This is a genomic window from Pseudoxanthomonas sp. LARHCG66 (assembly GCF_052871755.1).
Window position 1 is genome coordinate 215,277 of sequence record NZ_JBIXJW010000005.1, and the last position, 16,173, is coordinate 231,449.

Below are 16,173 nucleotides of genomic sequence, written 5' to 3' on the forward strand. Positions count from 1 at the left end.
AATAAAACGCCGCCCACATCTGCGGACATTCCGCCAATGGAACCGCGCTACTTGACAGTTGAGAATCTCAGTCATTCAACGACTGAGAGTCACCGCAAGATGCGCCCCGAAAGCCTACCTGTTGACGAAGTCATCGCCAATAAACTGCGCGATCCAGAGCACTATCGAAAGAACTCTCCGAGCGATGTCAACGCTCGTGAATCGGGCGGTATGCGCTCCCTTGTCGCAGCCGTAAAGCACACCATGGCGCAAGCTTCTACCGCGGCGCCCTACCGCGCCATCATTCCGGCGGGGTTCCAGGAACCGACTAGCGTCGTACCCGTCGATGCATCGCGCTCGGTTGTTGCATGCCTTTCTGGCGACAACCTGACGACGCTCTTCGACGCAAAGGGACGGCTCCGACGTACGCCTCTCGCCGCGCCATCTACTAATGAAATCAAGATGGATGCGGTTTTGATTGAGAATAGCCGAGTCGCACGCGCTGGCGCCGGCATCATGATCATGCCGGAGACTCACCAACCGCGCCCTGTCGGCCGCGATGGGTCAATCGTTCTTGAACGGCTTCCGGCATACATCCGGCATGTCGAAGCCGGCGCTTGGTCGACTGTCGATGTCGCGTCGTTGGGTGAAGTTCCGCAAAGCTCACTCCCCATCAATTCGACAGAGATCGAATGGGACAATGCGATTGCAAAAGCAATTCGCTTTGAGATCCCTAGGGTCGACCGAAGGGCCTATGCCGATCAAGACCAGCTTTGCGCGCATATTGTCGCGGGCATCGCGCTTGGCCTGGCGCGGACAGCGGATGCGGTATTGCTGGATGCAGTGAAGGCAAGCAATCCCCAAGCTTTTTCAATTGCAGCCATAGCCGCACAGGACTTGCAGATCGAGGACATTCGGGCCATCGCAGGCACCAATGCAGCCGGCGTTGCCGTGGGGGTGGATGGCGTGCTGCGCGCGGCTGGGGTTCCTGCTCAGCTAACGCCCGATATGTCAGGAACGATTGTTGGCGCGTGGGACCGCTGCGTGGTCGCTATCCGGGACGATATTTCGATCAACTTCCTGCGCATAGGAACCGCTGGCGACATGATGGTCACTGCCTGGGCATCCATGCTGCCGCTCATCGCCGCGCCACAGAATTTTTGGGAGGTCGCATGAAGCGGCTTCTCTCCCGCATAACTGGCGGACGCATGTTGTTCCCGTGGTTTTCCTTGGGCCACGGTCACGCGTCGGGGCGTCCGCCAGTTACCTTTTCTCTTGAGCTAGATGCGGCCATTGGTGCTGCGCAGATCGTTGTTCGCAGTCCTGACGACGAAGGCCCGCGCGTGGCGATCATCTCGAAAACCCTTGGCGGGTCTTTCGTCTACAGCCGAGCGGAAGCACAGAAGCGAATTGCTAGCGCTTTCCCGGAAGTCGACCAGGCTGGCGTCCAGCGTGCAGTGCTCTACTTGGAGAATCGCGCTGTCATCGCATGTGCGCCACCGGAAGATGTGGCGAAACGTGGCAGCTGGGTGGAAAAATGGAGACATGAAACGCGATGACGATTACAAGCCCGCCGGGTTTGACGGAGACTACATACTGGGATCGAAGTCCGGAGCGATTCAATCTTCCTAGCTCTTATCACGTGATCGCGCCTATAGTTGGATGGGATAGAGCCGTCGAGATCGGCATGAGGGTTTGGGAGGTCTGCGCACCGCCAAGCCGCTCGGGTGGACTAGGCCGTCGCTCGCGCGGGCGCATGGGCAGCCTGTACGTTCCCCATCGGATCAACCCGGAAACTCCCAACCGCATCGTACAGATTGCCGGCCTGGAAGATGCCGCGAAGCTAGTCGCCGCGATGCCAGGCGAACAGCTCTTCTTTCCTTGTATTGAGAGCGCATCCCTCTCGCGACGAAATCGCGCTATCGCTGAGCAGGTCGCCGACGGCTGGCCGACCGCAGCGGTCGCTCGGGGCTTCGGAATCACGCCGCGCCAGGTACGCCGCATCTGTTCGGCGCTCGCTTGCGCCAAAGCAGGATGATAGGGACACGTTAGATAGCCAGGCAGGATGATATGCCTTGCCTATTGTCCGCTGTCCATGATCCGAACAATCGATTTCACTCGCGAAGCGCTTACACACATGCTTTCTCTGCACCGCAGGGGTGTGCATCTTCAAGTAGGAAAGCAATGCGATACAGCGCTTTGATCGATAGCGAAACTCTAGTCATCACCGATAGCAAGACGCAGGAGACTGCTGAGGCCATTGCTGTGATTCCGCATCACATGCCCGACCTAGAAGCATTTGTGATGCATGTGCCCGTCGAGATGGCGGGCGAACTAGCGAGAATGGCTGCCTGGCGCAGCCTTGGCCAAGCTGCACCAGCGCCGGGAGATTTCCAAGTCTAGCTAGCCGAAGGCTCAGAATTCCCCTTAATGATCTCGACGATCCTTGAGGGGTTGTCTGGCGCACCGTCCGCCTTGAGATATCCGGTCTGACTGTGGCTAAAGATAGCTCGCGTTGTCTCCATCAACACCGCATCTTTCACGACCGGATTCTCTGTAGCCTGCACGAACGCCTGAAATGTTCGCAGGGAATGAGCCTTGTGACGACTAACAACGGCTTGATGCTTGTTTGCTTTGTAGTTGCCAGCACACCAAGCGCTGATCGCAATAAGCATCGCAAGAATTACAATTTTCGACGTAGAGAACTGGATCACTGCATACTGATTCTCAGGCGCTCTAATCCAGAAGAAGGCTATGGCTGTCAGCACAGTGACGACAGCTGAAATTGTCGCTCTATCTAGCCAGCTTTTAGCCTCATTCTCGCGAGCCGTCGCGTCGTTGAGGAACTCGTCGGTGAAAACGCCGACACCGGCCTTTGCTGATGCCTCACGCGTCACACGAACGATTTCATCGATATCTTTTGACCTCTGGTCCGAGAACTTCTTAAAGTCATCGAACTGGCTGCTTGCGGCACTGACAGATGACGTGATGCTGCGAAGCTGCGCAGGAATGTCCCCTTTCAGATACGCCAGGAACGGCACCCACTGTTGGGTGTTGATGTAAAGTTCCTGCTGTTGAATAGCGAGGTTGTTAACGATTTCGTCGCGCTTAGAACCTGGCGACCCCTCAAGATCGAACTTGTTGATTTTCTCGACCCATTGCCAGCAATTCTCAAGACTGTTGGCGATGGATTGAATTGCGTTTGCTGGAAGTCGGTCGAGGGGCAGATCATCCAGCAAATGGACGATCTCGTAGATTGAACCTATATCGCCTTCCGCAGCCCTGAAATCGATGGTTCCCCATTCGACCCTGTGCATCAGGCTCTTGGGATCAATACTCGTGAAGTAAGCCAGCTTCGTACGAAGCGTAGTCGCGTCTGCCATGTCGCCCCCCATGAGCCCCTGTCACGACTACTCTAAAGACGTTACTGGTCCCCGCAAGCCCCAGCCCTACGGAAGGATGGGTAGGGACATGGGCTAGCAAAGATATCGCTAATAAATATCAATAAAATCAGCAACTTATAATATGTTTTGGCGGAGAGAGTGGGATTCGAACCCACGGTAGGCTTGCACCTACGGCAGTTTTCAAGACTGCTGCCTTAAACCGCTCGGCCATCTCTCCGTTGTCTGGAACTGCCCGCGACCCCGTCGCGGTGCATCGCCACCCTGCCCCGGCGGCGCGCCCGGCCCCTTGCAGGCCGGACGGCATTTTCGCATGAACACCCTGCCCGTGGCTTACGACGCCTTCTTCACCTTGCCGGCCTTGGTGTTGTCGATGGCCATCGCGATGGCCTTCTCCTTCTCCTCCGAACACTTGCCGCCGCAATCCAGCCGCGAGGATTCGATCTGCTGCGGCAGGTGCTCGGCCAGGAAATCGATGAATACCCGCACCGCCGGCAACATGCCCCGGCGCGAGGCGAACACCGCATGGCAGATGCCCTGCGGCAGGCTCCATTCCGGCAGCACCACCTCCAGCTCGCCCTTGCGCACTGCGTCCGCGCACACCGTCTCCGGCAACAGCGTGATGCCGTAACCGTCCTTCGCCATCGACTGCAGCAGCGGGAAATCGAAACCCGCCAGGCGCGGATTCAACTCGATGCGGCGCACCTCGCCATTGGGCCCATGCAGCTCCCAGCGCTGGCGTGCCTCGTCCTCGCTGATGCTCAGGGTGACGTGCTCGGCCAGGTCTTCCGGCACCTTCGGGCGGCCGGCACGGTTGAGGTACTTCGGGCTGGCCACCAGCAACTCCTGGATCTGGCCGAAGCTGCGCATCACCAGGCTGCCGTCGTCGTCGAGCTTGGCGCGCACGCGCAGCGCCACGTCGTAGCCCTCGTTGATGATGTCCACGCGGCGGTTGTTGACGTGCAGCTGCAACCGCACCTTCGGGTACTTGTCGAGGAAGGCCGGCAGGATCTTCGGCAACTGCATCTGCGCCACCGCCACCGGCACGCTGACGCGCACCACGCCGCGCGGCTCGGCGCTCAGGCGATCGACCACCTCGCGCGCGGCCTGGGCTTCGGCCAGCATCGTCTGCGCATGGCGGTGCACGCTCATGCCCACGTCCGTCACCGCGAAGCGGCGGGTGGAGCGCTGCAGCAGGCGCACGCCCAGGTCGGTCTCCAACTGGCTGATGCGCCGGCTCAGGCGGGACTTGGGGATGCCCAGCGCCCGTTCCGCCGCGGCGAAGCCGCCGTGGTCCACCACCATCGCGAAGTAATAGAGGTCGTTGAGGTCGTGCTGCATGAATTAGTCTCGCCTTTAGAACGATCAGTGACGTTTAACCACGTTTATCCCACCAATGCAACGACCTACAGTGTTCTCCAACGCGGTTGAGGCCGCATCCCGACCGGAGAACCACCATGAAACTATTGCATATCGACAGCAGCGCCCTGGCCGCCAATTCGGTCAGCCGACAACTGACCGCCGCCATCGTAGCCCGTTGGCAGGACAGTGTGCCCGGGCTGGAGGTCACCTACCGCGACCTTGACGCCAACCCGCTTCCGCACCTGACCAACGCCGTACTGGGTGGGGGCGATGCCGCCGCCGCACAAGCCGCCGAGCAGGCGATGCAGGAGTTCCTGGCCGCCGATGTCATCGTGGTCGGCGTGCCGCGCTACAACTTCGGCGTACCGTCCACGCTGAAAGCCTGGATCGACCGCGTGGCGGTGGCCGGCCGTACCTTCAAGTACACCGAGAACGGCCCCGTCGGCCTGGCCGGCGGCAAGCAGGTGATCGTGGCCGAGGCCAGCGGTGGCGAATACGCCGGTACGGCGATCGACTTCGTGGCGCCGTACCTGAAGCAGGTGTTCGGCTTCCTCGGCATCACCGATGTGGAGTTCATCCGCGCCGAGCGCGTGGCGTATTCGCCGCAGCACAAGGCCGAAGCCATCGAAACCGCGCTGGCCAGCATCCCCGCACCGCTGCGCAAGGCCGCCTGAGCCTTCGGGTCGCGGGACGGGGCCGGTATGCTGCCGGCACCCGTTTCCGCCACCCGCCGATGCCCGCCCGGAACACCACGCCCGACGCGATCGATGCCCCAGAGGCGCTGGCCCTGCTGAAGGCCGCCGCCCGCCCGGACCATCGCGCCGGGCTGGCGCGCTACGGCATTCCCGACACGCATGCGCTGGGCGTGCCGATGCGCGAGATCCAGGCGCTGGGCAAGCGCATCGGCCGTCGTCACGCCATGGCCCAACCCCTCTGGGACAGCGGCATCTACGAAGCCCGCCTGCTGGTGGCCTTCATCGCCGATCCCACGCACCTCACCCCCACGCAGATGGACCGCTGGTGCCGCCAGTTCGACAACTGGGCGGTCTGCGACACGCTGTGCCTGCACCTGTTCGACCGCAGTCCGCATGCGTGGGGACGGATCGATGCATGGGCGCGCAAGCGCGGCGAGTTCGAAAAACGCGCGGCGTTCGCGCTGCTGGCCGGGCTGGCGGTGCACGACCGCCACACGCCGGATGCACCCTTCCTCGCCGGGCTGGCCCACGTGGACGCGGCGGCGGGCGATGCGCGCAACTTCGTCAGCAAGGGCGTGAGCTGGGCGCTGCGTGCCATCGGCCACCGCAATGCGGCGCTGCATGCCGAAGCGATCGACCGCGCCACCGCGCTGGCGGCGACCGACGATCCGACGCGACGCTGGGTCGGCAAGGATGCGTTGCGCGACCTGGGCCGCGCGGCGGTGCGCGCCAAGGTGTCGAAGGCGACGAAGGGACGCGCGAAGAAGAAGACGTGAAGCTCCCCTCTCCCCGCAAAGCGGGGAGAGGGTGCCGAAGGCGGGTGAGGGGCGAGCGGAGAGGTAGGCCTTCCACCGCGATCAACGCTCAACGCGCGTCTGCGACCGGAATGCGGAGAGTTCTGTGCCAAGAGCGCCCCTCATCCGCCCTCCGGGCACCTTCTCCCCGCTCGCGGGGAGAAGGGATACAACGTCAGGCGATGCGGTCCGCGCCACCCATGTACGGCCGCAGCACCTCGGGCACGGTGATCGAGCCGTCGGCGTTCTGGTAGTTCTCCATCACCGCGATCAGCGCGCGACCCACGGCGGTGCCGGAGCCGTTGAGCGTATGCACGGGCTCGGGCTTGCCGGTGGCGGGATTGCGCCAGCGGGCCTGCATGCGGCGGGCCTGGAAGTCTTCGCAGTTGGAGCACGAGGAGATCTCGCGGTACATGTCCTGCGACGGCAGCCAGACTTCCAGGTCGAAGGTCTTGGTGGCGCCGAAGCCCATGTCGCCGGTGCACAGCAGCATGCGGCGGTACGGCAGGCCAAGCTTCTCCAGCACGGTTTCCGCGGCGCGCGTCATGCGTTCCTGCTCGTCGTAGCTTTCCGACGGGCGCGCGATGGAGACCAGTTCCACCTTCTCGAACTGGTGCTGGCGGATCATGCCGCGCACGTCGCGACCACCGCTGCCGGCTTCGGAACGGAAGCACATCGAATGCGCGGTCATGCGCAGCGGCAGGCGGGCATCGTCGAGGATTTCGTCGCGGACGATATTGGTCAGCGGCACTTCCGAGGTCGGGATCAGGTAGCGCTTGTGTTCGCCCAGGTGGGTGGCGAACAGGTCTTCCTCGAATTTCGGCAGCTGGCCGGTGCCACGCATCGAATCGGCGTTGACGATCACCGGCACGCTGGTCTCTTCGTAGCCGTGTTCGTTGGTGTGCAGGTCGAGCATGAACTGCGCCAGCGCGCGGTGCAGGCGCGCCAGTTGGCCACGCAGCACGGTGAAGCGCGCGCCGGACAGCTTCGCGGCGGTGTCGGCGTCCAGCCAGCCGTGGCGGGCGCCGAGTTCCACGTGGTCCTTCACCGGGAAGTCGAACGCGCGCGGCGTGCCCCAGCGGTGCTGTTCGACGTTGTCGGCTTCGTCCTGGCCCACCGGCACGCTGGCGTGCGGCAGGTTGGGGATGCCCAGGGCGATGGCCTCGATCTCGGCGCGGATCTCGTCCAGCTTCACTTCCGAGGCCTTCAGCTCGTCGCCGAAGCCGGCCACTTCCGCCATCAGCGCGGACACGTCCTCGCCCTTGGCCTTGGCCTGGCCGATGGCCTTGGAGCGGGTGTTGCGCAGGTTCTGCAGTTCCTCGGTGCGCTTCTGGATCTGCTTGCGGGCGGCTTCCAGGTCGGCGATGCGGGACACGTCCAGGTCGAAACCGCGGGCCTCCTTGAGGCGCTGGGCGAGTTCGGCGGGCTGGGTGCGGAGCAGGACGGGATCGAGCATGGAAACAGCAGTCTGGCGTGGGAAGCCGGCATTATCGCCCATCTGCGACCGGTTGCCCGCGCGGTTAACGGCGGCTGTGCAAGAATCGGCGCGACTTCACCGGTGATCCCCATGTCGGCCCAGCAACCGCACGAACCGCACTTCACCTTCCGCCTGCCCCGCACCGCCCTGCGCAACGCCGCCATCGCCTTCGGCATCGGCCTGCTGCTGTTCGTGATCGTCTGGTGGGCGGGCCGCGACGACGGTTTCTACACGCCGGAAGCCACGGTGCCGGGCAAATCGCTGCCGGTCGAGGCGCTGCCCGAACCCCTTTCCACCGGCGATGGCGCCAGCGGCATGGAAGAACCCGCACCACGACCGGCCGCCGAGGAGCGCCCGCAGCTGGTGGAAGAAAAGCCGATGCCCGCGCCCGTGTCGGAAACACCGATGCCTGTGGCACCGGCCGATGCCACGCCGTCGGCGGCGGGTGTTCCGCTCGCCCCCGGCGATGTGCCCGTGCCGATCCCCGGCCAGACACCCGCGCCCGAGTACCCGCCGTCTGCCATGCGCAATGGCGCGGAAGGCACGGTGATGGTGCGGGTGGAAGTGGGCGCGGACGGCGTGCCGACCGCTGTCGATGTGGCCCAGCGCAGTGGCTCCCGTGATCTGGATCGCGCTGCGGTGGACGCCGTGCGCCGCTGGCGCTTCCAGCCCGCCCAGCGCGATGGCCAGGCGGTGAGCGGTGCGGTGACGGTGCCGATCGACTTCAAGATGCGGTGATCGCGGTGCCGGTATCGGGCACGATGCCACTAGGGCGCATGCAAAACCCCGCCTGAAAATCGAGACCGCTTGAGTGTCGTTCGTGGTGAGCCTGTCGAACCACGCTCTTCGCGGGACATCGAAAAGCCAAGACAGCGCGCCTTGGTTCTAGAAGCGTGGTTCGACAGGCTCACCACGAACGGAGCACGTCTTTGGAGCTTGTCATGCGCCACGAGTCTTGGCGCGATCCCGAAGCGCTTGCCGTATGCACGCGACCTGCACACACGTGAACGCGGGTTCCAGTACCTGAACTCAAACCGGCCCGTTTCATCGCGACATCACGCATCGCAAACATCGCCCCGCCAAGACTCGGCCCCGTTCCAACGCGGAACCCACAACGCGAAACGGAGGTTCACATGTCGATGCCCACAAACAACGAGTACCGCACCCCGGATACCGTGGAAGACACCACGGTGGAACCGCGCCGCACCACCTCGCCCGTACTGCTGATGCTGCTGGCCCTCGCGGTCACGGCTGCAGGCCTGGTGTGGTGGACGCAGTCGCGACATGCCGGCACCGAAACGCCGGTCGCCGCGCTGCCTGCCCCGGTGGCGGATGATGCCGTCAATGCACCGGCCAATGAGCGCGCGGCCGCCACGGCCGACCGCAAGCGCGCCGAGCGCACGGCAGCCACCCGTCCGGCTTCGATCAGCCGCGATGCCCGTCCGCTGGCCAGCAACGCCGAGCCGAAGTATCCGGCCTCGATGCTGCGCGCCGGTGTCGGCGGTACCGTCGTGGTGTTGGCCGAGGTCGATGCGCAGGGCCATCCGATCGACGTGCGCGTGGTCGAGCGCAGCGGTGAACGCGACCTGGATCGCGCCGCGCTGACCGCCGTGCGCCAGTGGCGCTTCGAGCCGGCCATGCGCAATGGCAAGGCGATCGCCACCAGCGTGAAGGTGCCGGTGGACTTCAAGCCAATCTAAGCGCTGCACCGCTCCGCACAGGGAGCTGACGAGGAAAGAAAAAGGGGGACGCGCGCACGCGTCCCCTTTCTCATGCTTGGCCTCTTGCAGGAGCGACGCAAGTCGCGACCGTGATCCTTGTGCAATAGATCACGGCAAGCGACCGCGGGACAGGTGCGGAACGGGAGAGCCACACAGGAATCGGGGGTCTGCGGTCGCGACTTACGTCGCTCCTACAGAAAGCGAAAGCGTCACGCCTTCCGCAACGCAAACCCCGCGCCGGTCGCCAGGCCGTCGTAGTTCGGGAACGAGGTCGCCACGTTGGCGACATCGCCGATGCGCACCTCGCCGGTTGCGACCTGCCCGGCGATGGAGAACGCCATCGCGATGCGGTGGTCGCCGTGGGAATCCACGGTGCCGCCGTGCAGCGGGCCCGGAAAGATCGTCGCGCCGTCGGGCGTCTCATCCACGCGCAGGCCGAGCACACGCAGGCCGTTGGCCATGCTGGCCAGGCGGTCGGATTCCTTCACCCGCAGTTCCGCAGCGCCGCGCACAACCGTGGGGCCGTTCGCCGCTGCCGCCGCGACGAACAGCGCGGGGAACTCATCGATCATGTCCGGCACCAGCGCTTCCGGCACCTCGATGCCGTGCAGTGGCGCGTGACGCACCACCAGATCGGCCACCGGCTCGCCGCCGTGCTCGCTGGCATTCTCTTCGCTGATGTCCGCGCCCATCAGGCGCAGCGCCTGCAGCAGGCCGGTGCGGCGCGGATTCAGGCCGACGGCGCGCAGGCGCAGTTCGGAGCCGGGAACGACACTGGCCGCGACCAGGAAGAACGCGGCCGACGAAAAATCCGCAGGCACGGCGATGTCGGTCGCCTTCAGGCGCTGCCCGCCGCGCAGGCGCGCGAAGCCGGGCGAGAAGTCGATGTCCACGCCGAACGCCTTCAGCATGCGCTCGGTGTAGTCGCGGGTGGGATGCGGCTCGCGCACGACGGTTTCGCCATCGGCATACAGGCCCGCCAGCAGTACGGCGGACTTCACCTGGGCACTGGCGACTTCCAGCGTGTAGTCGATGCCCGCCAACGGCTGGCCGCCCTGGATGCGCAGCGGTGGCAGGCCGCCAGCTTCGGTGTCGATGCGCGCGCCCATCGAGGACAGCGGCCCGGTGACGCGGCGCATGGGGCGCTTGGACAAGGATTCGTCGCCGACCAGCACGCTGTCGAACGGCTGCGCAGCCAGCAGGCCCGCAAGCAGGCGCATGCCGGTGCCGGCGTTGCCGCAGTCCAGCGCGCCCTCCGCAGGCTTCAGGCCATCCACGCCCACGCCGTGCACGATGCGCCGCGACGGCGACGGGGTCTCCACGCGTACGCCGAGCCGCGAGAAGATCGCGGCGGTGGCGCGGGTGTCCTCGCCTTCCAGGAAACCGTCGATCGTCGAGGTGCCGTCCGCCAGCGCGGCGAACATCACCGCGCGATGGGACACCGACTTGTCACCGGGAATGTCGAGGGTGCCGCTCAGGGGTTTGCCGGTGGAGGCGATCCAGTCTTGTTTCATCGGAGTTCGTTGCGGGCTTGGGAAGTGAGGGAAGGGAGTACGGGATTCAGAATGACTGAGGACTTCCCGTCATCCCGGCGAAAGCCGGGATGACGAGCGAGGTGAGACCGGCGCTGGATGAGGCTCATGACCGGCTCAAGGCACCGCGACCGGGTACGACCCCAGCACCTTGATCTGCGCCGAATGCTGTTTCAGTTCGGCCAGCGCCTGCTTCATCGCCTCATCGTCGATGTGGCCGGCCAGGTCGATGAAGAAGCCGTACTCCCACTTGGCATGGTGCGAGGGCCGCGACTCGATGCGGTTCATGCTGATGCCGTGGCGCGCGAACGGGCTGAGCACGTCGAACAGCGCGCCAGGCTTGTCGTGGATGAAGACCAGCACGGAGGTGCGGTCGTGGCCCGACGGCGGGAAGATGCTGCGGCCGATCACCAGGAAGCGCGTGGTGTTGTCCTTGTCGTCCTGGATCGGGCTCATGACGACCTTCTTCAGGCCGTACACGTGGGCGGCGCTTTCGCCGCCGATGGCGGCTGCGTCGTCGTTGCCGCGCGCGCGGCGCGCGCCTTCGGCATTGCTCGACACCGGCACCTTCTCCACCTTCGGCAGGTTGGCGCGCAGCCAGCCCGCCGTCTGCGCGAAGGACTGCGGGTGCGCGTAGATGCGCTCGATGTCGTCGATGCGGCCCGTGCGCGACATCAGGAACTGGTGCACGCGCAGTTCGACTTCGCCGCAGATCTTCAGGTCCGAGGTCAGGAACATGTCCAGGGTGATCTGGATAGTGCCCTGCCCCGAGTTCTCCACCGGCACCACGCCGAAATCGGCGTTGCCGCTGGCCACTTCCTGGAAGACCTCTTCGATGCTTGCCAGCGGCAGGCCATGCGCGGAGCGACCGAAGTGCTTGAGCACGGCCTGCTGGCTGAAGGTGCCCTCCGGGCCGAGGTAGCCGATCTTCAGCGGCTCCTGCTGCGCCAGGCACGCGGACATGATTTCGCGGAAGACATGCACCAGCACTTCGTCGCTGAGCGGGCCCTCGTTGCGGTCCACGACCATCCGCAGCACCTGCGCCTCGCGCTCGGGACGGTAATAGTCCACTGCCGCGGCCAGCTTGCCCTTGGCCTTGCCGACCTGGTGGGCGAAGACGGCGCGTTCGGCGATCAGCGACTGGATCTGGCGGTCGATGCCGTCGATCTTGGCGCGCACGTCGGAGAGGGCGGGAGCGGGTGCGGTCGTGACGTCGGCTGTCTTGCCTTTCGCCGGCGCGGCGGTTTTCTTGGGCTTGCTGGGTTTGGGGGCCATGTTTCGTGTTCCCTGAAAATGCTCTCTGTAGGAGCGACGCAAGTCGCGACCGGACAGTTGACGGTCGCGACTTACGTCGCTCCTACAACAGCGCTACTCATCCGTTGCGTTGCTGGAAATCGCGCATGAAATCGACCAGCGCCTGCGCGCCGTCCACCGGCAGCGCGTTGTACAGCGAAGCGCGGATGCCACCGACCGCCTTGTGCCCCTTCAGCGCCAGCAGGCCGGCGGCTTTGGACTCGGCGACGAAGCGGGCATTGAGGGTGTCATCCGGCAGGAAGAAGGGAATGTTCATCCGCGACCGCGCCGCCGGCACCACGTCGTTACGGTAGAAGCCTCCCGAACTGTCGATGGCGTTGTAGACGAGCGACGACTTCACCGCGTTACGGCGCGCAAACTCGGCGACGCCGCCTTCGGCCAGCATCCACTTGAACACCAGGCCGGCCAGGTACCAGTTCCAGGTCGGCGGCGTGTTGAGCATCGAGTCGCGCGCGGCATGCGAGCGGTAGTCGAAGATGTCGGCGCGCGGCTGGCCGCTGCGCTCGAACAGGTCCTTGCGGATGATCACCACCGCCACGCCGACCGGGCCCAGGTTCTTCTGCGCACCGGCGTAGATCACCCCGTACTTCGACACGTCCAGCGGCTCGGAGGCGATCGACGAACTGAAGTCCGCGAACAGCGGCACCTCGCCCACGTCGGGCGTGTCACGGAACTCGACACCGTGGATGGTCTCGTTGGCGGTGATGTGCACGTAGGCGGCATCGGGGGTGAGCTTCCAGGTGTCGCGCGACGGGATGTCATGGAAGCCGCCGGCCTCGCCGTCGGCGGCGATGTTGACCGTGCAGTAGGGCGTGGCCTGCTTGATCGCGGTCTTGCCCCAGTGGCCGGTGACCACGTAGTCGACCACCTGGCCTGGGGCAGCGAAGTTCAGCGCCAGCAGCGCCTGGTGGGTCGTGGCACCGCCGGACAGGAACAGCACGGCATAGTCATCGGGAATACCGACCAGTGCGCGCAGGTCCGCTTCGGCCTCGGCCGCCACCGCGATGAAATCCTGGCTGCGGTGGCTGATTTCCACGATGGACGCGCCGATGCCGTTCCAGTCGAGCATCTCGGCCTGGGCCTGCCGCAACACCGACTCGGGCAACGTGGCGGGACCGGCACTGAAGTTGAACGCGCGCGTCATGGGGCACCTGGAAGAATGAACGGCTAGTATGCCGCAGGGCATCCGTTGCATGGGCAACCATGCGCAAGTTGGGGCATGAAATGCGGGCGGACTGCATCCCGCACCGGGCCATGGACGTACAGACTTGCAGCAGATCGTCCACAGGCCGGGAATTTTCCCGCCGCACAGGCGTCCAAGAACACCTGCAACGTTCCGGAGTTTCCCCATGTCCCTGCGCGATGCCTTGCGAATCCCCTCCTCCGAGATCACCGACGAGTCCGTCTACCGGGAGCGGCGCGCCCTGCTGCGTGCCTTCGCAATGGCGCCGGCGCTGGCCCTGTCCGGTTGCGCGGAGGCCGAGCCGCCCCCGCCCCCGAGGTTGACGGTGACGCCCGAGCAGGCCCGGTCCGGATTCCGCACGACGGAGGAACTGACCCGTTACGAAGACGTGGCGAGCTACAACAACTTCTACGAGTTCGGCACCGGCAAGGCCGACCCGTCCACCGCACGCAAGACATTGAAGACTTCGCCATGGTCGGTGGTGGTGGGCGGCGAATGCGCGAAGCCGGGCCGGATCGCGCTCGAAGACCTCCTAAAGGGGCTGACACCCGAGGAGCGCATCTACCGCCTGCGCTGCGTCGAAGGCTGGTCGATGGTAATCCCGTGGCTGGGCGTGCCACTGGGCGAGGTGCTGAAGAAGTTCCAGCCGACCGCCAAGGCCAAGTACGTCGCCTTCACCACGCTGGCCGATCCGGTGCAGATGCCCGGTGTGCGCTACCGCTCGATCAATTGGCCCTACCGCGAGGGCCTGCGCATCGACGAGGCGATGCATCCCCTCACCCTGCTGGCCACCGGCCTGTACGGCAAGCCGCTCCCGCAGCAGAACGGCGCGCCGCTGCGCCTGGTGGTGCCGTGGAAGTATGGCTTCAAGAGCATCAAGTCGATCGTCGAGATCAAGTTCGTCGAAAAAATGCCCGAAACCGCGTGGCATGACCTGCAGCCATCGGAGTACGGGTTCTTCTCCAACGTGAATCCCAGTGTCGACCATCCACGCTGGAGCCAGAAGACCGAGCGCCGCATCGCCGGCAAGCAGAGCAAGCTGTTCGCCGAGCGCATCCCGACACGCATGTTCAATGGCTATGCCGACCAGGTGGCGTCGCTGTATGCGGGCCTGGACCTGAAGAAGTGGTATTGATGGCCCGATCGTGCCCGCACGCAGGTCCTTGAGGGGCACTGCGATAAAGGGCAGTCCGGCAGGCTCGCAACCCATGGCATCCCGCGTTCCGATTCCTGCCCTCCCGCACCCGATCACCGCCCCGCCCTCCTCCTGACATCGACCTGACCCACGCATGGCCAAGACAACCCCGCGCATCATTGCCGCCAAGACCCTGGTCCATGCCCTGGCACTCACTCCACTGGCGATCCTGGCCTGGCAGTTCTTCGACGTATGGCAGACAGGAAGCGACGCGCTGGGCGCGGACCCCGTGGTGGAGATCGAGCACCGTACCGGCCTGTGGGCGCTGCGGCTGCTGATGGTGGCCCTGGCCATCACGCCGCTGCGCCAGTTGACGGGCAAGGCCGTGCTGCTGCGCTTCCGGCGCATGCTGGGCCTGTACGCGTTCTTCTACGCCACGGTGCACCTGTCGGCCTACCTGGCGCTGGACCTGCGCGGCTACTGGACGCAGATCTTCGAAGAGATCGTCAAGCGTCCCTACATCACCGTCGGCTTCACCGCGTGGCTGCTGCTGGTGCCGCTGGCGGTCACCTCAACCCAGGGCTGGATGCGTCGGCTCGGCCGGCGCTGGGGCCAGCTGCACAAGCTCGTCTATGCGATCGGAGTGCTCGCCGTGCTGCACTTCTGGTGGCTGGTGAAGTCGGACATCCGCGAGCCGCTGCTGTATGCGGGCATCCTGGCGGCGCTGCTGGGGTGGCGCGTCTGGAAGAAGATCAGCCTGCGCCGAACAGCAACAGCGCGCTGAGCGCGCCGGCCATCAGCAAGGCCGCCAGCAGCAGCCAGGGCCAACGCAACACCGATGACGATGACGCCGGGGCGGTGTCGCCGGCGCCGGGTGTCGGCCCCGTTTCGTCCTGCTGCGCAGGCTCGTCCGACTTGGCGCTGGGCGCCCACGGCACCTCCAGCACGAAACGATGCTGGGCATCGAAGACGATCTGGTCGCCGGCCACGAGCAGCGCATCGCGCACCGCCACACCGTTCACCCGCGTGCCATCGGCGGATCCCAGATCGCGCAGCAGGACGCGTTCACCGCGCAGTTCGAGCCGGGCATGGCGCTCGGCGAACGCCGGGTCGTCCACGCGGATATGGGCATCGCGCGCACGTCCGACCACGCGCGGCTGCTCGAGGGACACACTCTTGCCGTGGTACTTGCCGCCCAGGCCCCGCAGCACCACACGGACATCGCCCTGGCCGGCGTCGCTTTCACGGAGGTCGGCGGCCGACTGGTAGCCCGACTGCAGCAGCAGTTCCACGCCTTCCACGTAGACCGCATCGCCCGGACGCAGCACCGCCATCCGTTTCACCGGACGGCCGTTGATGTGCACGCCCCGCATGCCGTTGGCCACCTGCAACCACAGGCCGCGCCGGTCCACGCAGATCTGCGCGAGCAGCGCACCCTGCAGTGCATCGCCGACACCGACCGTGCCCGCCGCTTCACGCACGATGCGGTGCACGCCGGTGGTGAGCGGCCGGTCGGGCGAAGGGCGATTTGCGAAGTGAAGTCTGAGGTTCTGCACGCCCCGGGAGCCTATCAGGTTGAG

The 16,173-nt window shown here is 65.1% G+C and carries 17 protein-coding genes and 1 tRNA gene; 10 read left to right on the forward strand and 8 right to left on the reverse strand.

All coding sequences use genetic code 11. The annotated features are described in order from the left end of the window. Positions 1-36 precede the first annotated feature (36 nt). The 4 genes from ACIPRS_RS15915 to ACIPRS_RS15930 all read left to right on the forward strand — a co-directional run bounded on the left by ACIPRS_RS15915 (position 37) and on the right by ACIPRS_RS15930 (position 2,382). Positions 37-1,155: a hypothetical protein gene (locus ACIPRS_RS15915; protein WP_446539256.1), complete on the forward strand. Its 1,119-nt coding sequence runs from the start codon at positions 37-39 to the stop codon at positions 1,153-1,155. Further along, on the forward strand, positions 1,152-1,538 hold the full coding sequence (locus tag ACIPRS_RS15920; RefSeq protein ID WP_446539257.1) for a hypothetical protein: 387 nt from the start codon (positions 1,152-1,154) through the stop codon (positions 1,536-1,538). Before ACIPRS_RS15915 ends, ACIPRS_RS15920 begins: the two co-directional genes overlap by 4 nt. Before the next feature lie 197 nt (positions 1,539-1,735). After that, the gene (locus tag ACIPRS_RS15925) at positions 1,736-2,017 is read left to right on the forward strand and encodes a Mor transcription activator family protein (RefSeq protein ID WP_446539258.1); all 282 of its coding nucleotides are present in this window, start codon (positions 1,736-1,738) and stop codon (positions 2,015-2,017) included. Positions 2,018-2,163: 146 nt separating this feature from the next. Then, the gene (locus tag ACIPRS_RS15930; RefSeq protein WP_446539259.1) at positions 2,164-2,382 is read left to right on the forward strand and encodes a hypothetical protein; all 219 of its coding nucleotides are present in this window, start codon (positions 2,164-2,166) and stop codon (positions 2,380-2,382) included. On the opposite strand, the gene ACIPRS_RS15935 is transcribed toward ACIPRS_RS15930, so the two are convergent. The 3 genes from ACIPRS_RS15935 to ACIPRS_RS15945 form a co-directional block, all read right to left on the reverse strand. After that, positions 2,379-3,362: a hypothetical protein gene (locus tag ACIPRS_RS15935; protein ID WP_446539260.1), complete on the reverse strand. Its 984-nt coding sequence runs from the start codon at positions 3,360-3,362 to the stop codon at positions 2,379-2,381. The two genes, ACIPRS_RS15930 and ACIPRS_RS15935, sit on opposite strands and share 4 nt — an antisense overlap. Before the next feature lie 148 nt (positions 3,363-3,510). Then, positions 3,511-3,600: transfer RNA gene (locus ACIPRS_RS15940), tRNA-Ser, on the reverse strand. A 113-nt stretch (positions 3,601-3,713) separates the two neighbouring features. After that, positions 3,714-4,721: a LysR family transcriptional regulator gene (locus ACIPRS_RS15945; protein WP_225591123.1), complete on the reverse strand. Its 1,008-nt coding sequence runs from the start codon at positions 4,719-4,721 to the stop codon at positions 3,714-3,716. A gap of 116 nt (positions 4,722-4,837) precedes the next feature. Here ACIPRS_RS15945 and ACIPRS_RS15950 point away from each other — a divergent pair, with 116 nt between their 5' ends. Both ACIPRS_RS15950 and ACIPRS_RS15955 read left to right on the forward strand, forming a co-directional pair. After that, a complete protein-coding gene (locus ACIPRS_RS15950; RefSeq protein WP_446539261.1) occupies positions 4,838-5,416 on the forward strand; it encodes an FMN-dependent NADH-azoreductase in 579 nt (192 codons plus the stop codon). 59 nt (positions 5,417-5,475) lie between these two features. Then, on the forward strand, positions 5,476-6,213 hold the full coding sequence (locus tag ACIPRS_RS15955) for a DNA alkylation repair protein (RefSeq protein WP_446539262.1): 738 nt from the start codon (positions 5,476-5,478) through the stop codon (positions 6,211-6,213). 193 nt (positions 6,214-6,406) lie between these two features. On the opposite strand, the gene serS is transcribed toward ACIPRS_RS15955, so the two are convergent. Then, positions 6,407-7,687 carry a serine--tRNA ligase gene (gene serS / locus ACIPRS_RS15960; protein WP_446539263.1) on the reverse strand — a complete coding sequence of 427 codons (1,281 nt, stop codon included), beginning with the start codon at positions 7,685-7,687 and terminating at the stop codon, positions 6,407-6,409. 111 nt (positions 7,688-7,798) lie between these two features. On the opposite strand from serS, the gene ACIPRS_RS15965 reads away from it, so the two are divergent. Both ACIPRS_RS15965 and ACIPRS_RS15970 read left to right on the forward strand, forming a co-directional pair. Then, positions 7,799-8,446, forward strand: coding sequence for an energy transducer TonB (locus ACIPRS_RS15965; protein WP_192202614.1), 648 nt, complete (start codon positions 7,799-7,801; stop codon positions 8,444-8,446). A 395-nt stretch (positions 8,447-8,841) separates the two neighbouring features. Continuing rightward, a complete protein-coding gene (locus ACIPRS_RS15970; RefSeq protein WP_446539264.1) occupies positions 8,842-9,408 on the forward strand; it encodes an energy transducer TonB in 567 nt (188 codons plus the stop codon). 230 nt (positions 9,409-9,638) lie between these two features. Here the strand turns inward: ACIPRS_RS15970 and aroA are convergent, their stop codons facing one another. From aroA to serC, 3 genes are all read right to left on the reverse strand, one after another. Further along, the gene (gene aroA / locus ACIPRS_RS15975) at positions 9,639-10,943 is read right to left on the reverse strand and encodes a 3-phosphoshikimate 1-carboxyvinyltransferase (RefSeq protein WP_446539265.1); all 1,305 of its coding nucleotides are present in this window, start codon (positions 10,941-10,943) and stop codon (positions 9,639-9,641) included. Between the two features lie 135 nt (positions 10,944-11,078). Continuing rightward, a complete protein-coding gene (pheA, locus tag ACIPRS_RS15980; protein ID WP_446539266.1) occupies positions 11,079-12,236 on the reverse strand; it encodes a prephenate dehydratase in 1,158 nt (385 codons plus the stop codon). Between the two features lie 97 nt (positions 12,237-12,333). Next, positions 12,334-13,419 (reverse strand): phosphoserine transaminase, encoded by a 1,086-nt coding sequence (gene serC / locus ACIPRS_RS15985; RefSeq protein ID WP_446539267.1) that lies wholly within the window; start codon positions 13,417-13,419, stop codon positions 12,334-12,336. A 205-nt stretch (positions 13,420-13,624) separates the two neighbouring features. Here serC and msrP point away from each other — a divergent pair, with 205 nt between their 5' ends. Both msrP and msrQ read left to right on the forward strand, forming a co-directional pair. Continuing rightward, positions 13,625-14,593 carry a protein-methionine-sulfoxide reductase catalytic subunit MsrP gene (gene msrP / locus ACIPRS_RS15990; protein WP_446539268.1) on the forward strand — a complete coding sequence of 323 codons (969 nt, stop codon included), beginning with the start codon at positions 13,625-13,627 and terminating at the stop codon, positions 14,591-14,593. 154 nt (positions 14,594-14,747) lie between these two features. Beyond that, positions 14,748-15,377, forward strand: a complete 630-nt coding sequence (gene msrQ / locus ACIPRS_RS15995; RefSeq protein ID WP_446539269.1) for a protein-methionine-sulfoxide reductase heme-binding subunit MsrQ — start codon at positions 14,748-14,750, stop codon at positions 15,375-15,377. On the opposite strand, the gene ACIPRS_RS16000 is transcribed toward msrQ, so the two are convergent. Beyond that, positions 15,346-16,149 (reverse strand): FHA domain-containing protein, encoded by an 804-nt coding sequence (locus tag ACIPRS_RS16000; protein ID WP_337732083.1) that lies wholly within the window; start codon positions 16,147-16,149, stop codon positions 15,346-15,348. The genes msrQ and ACIPRS_RS16000 overlap by 32 nt on opposite strands. Between the last annotated feature and the right edge of the window lie 24 nt (positions 16,150-16,173).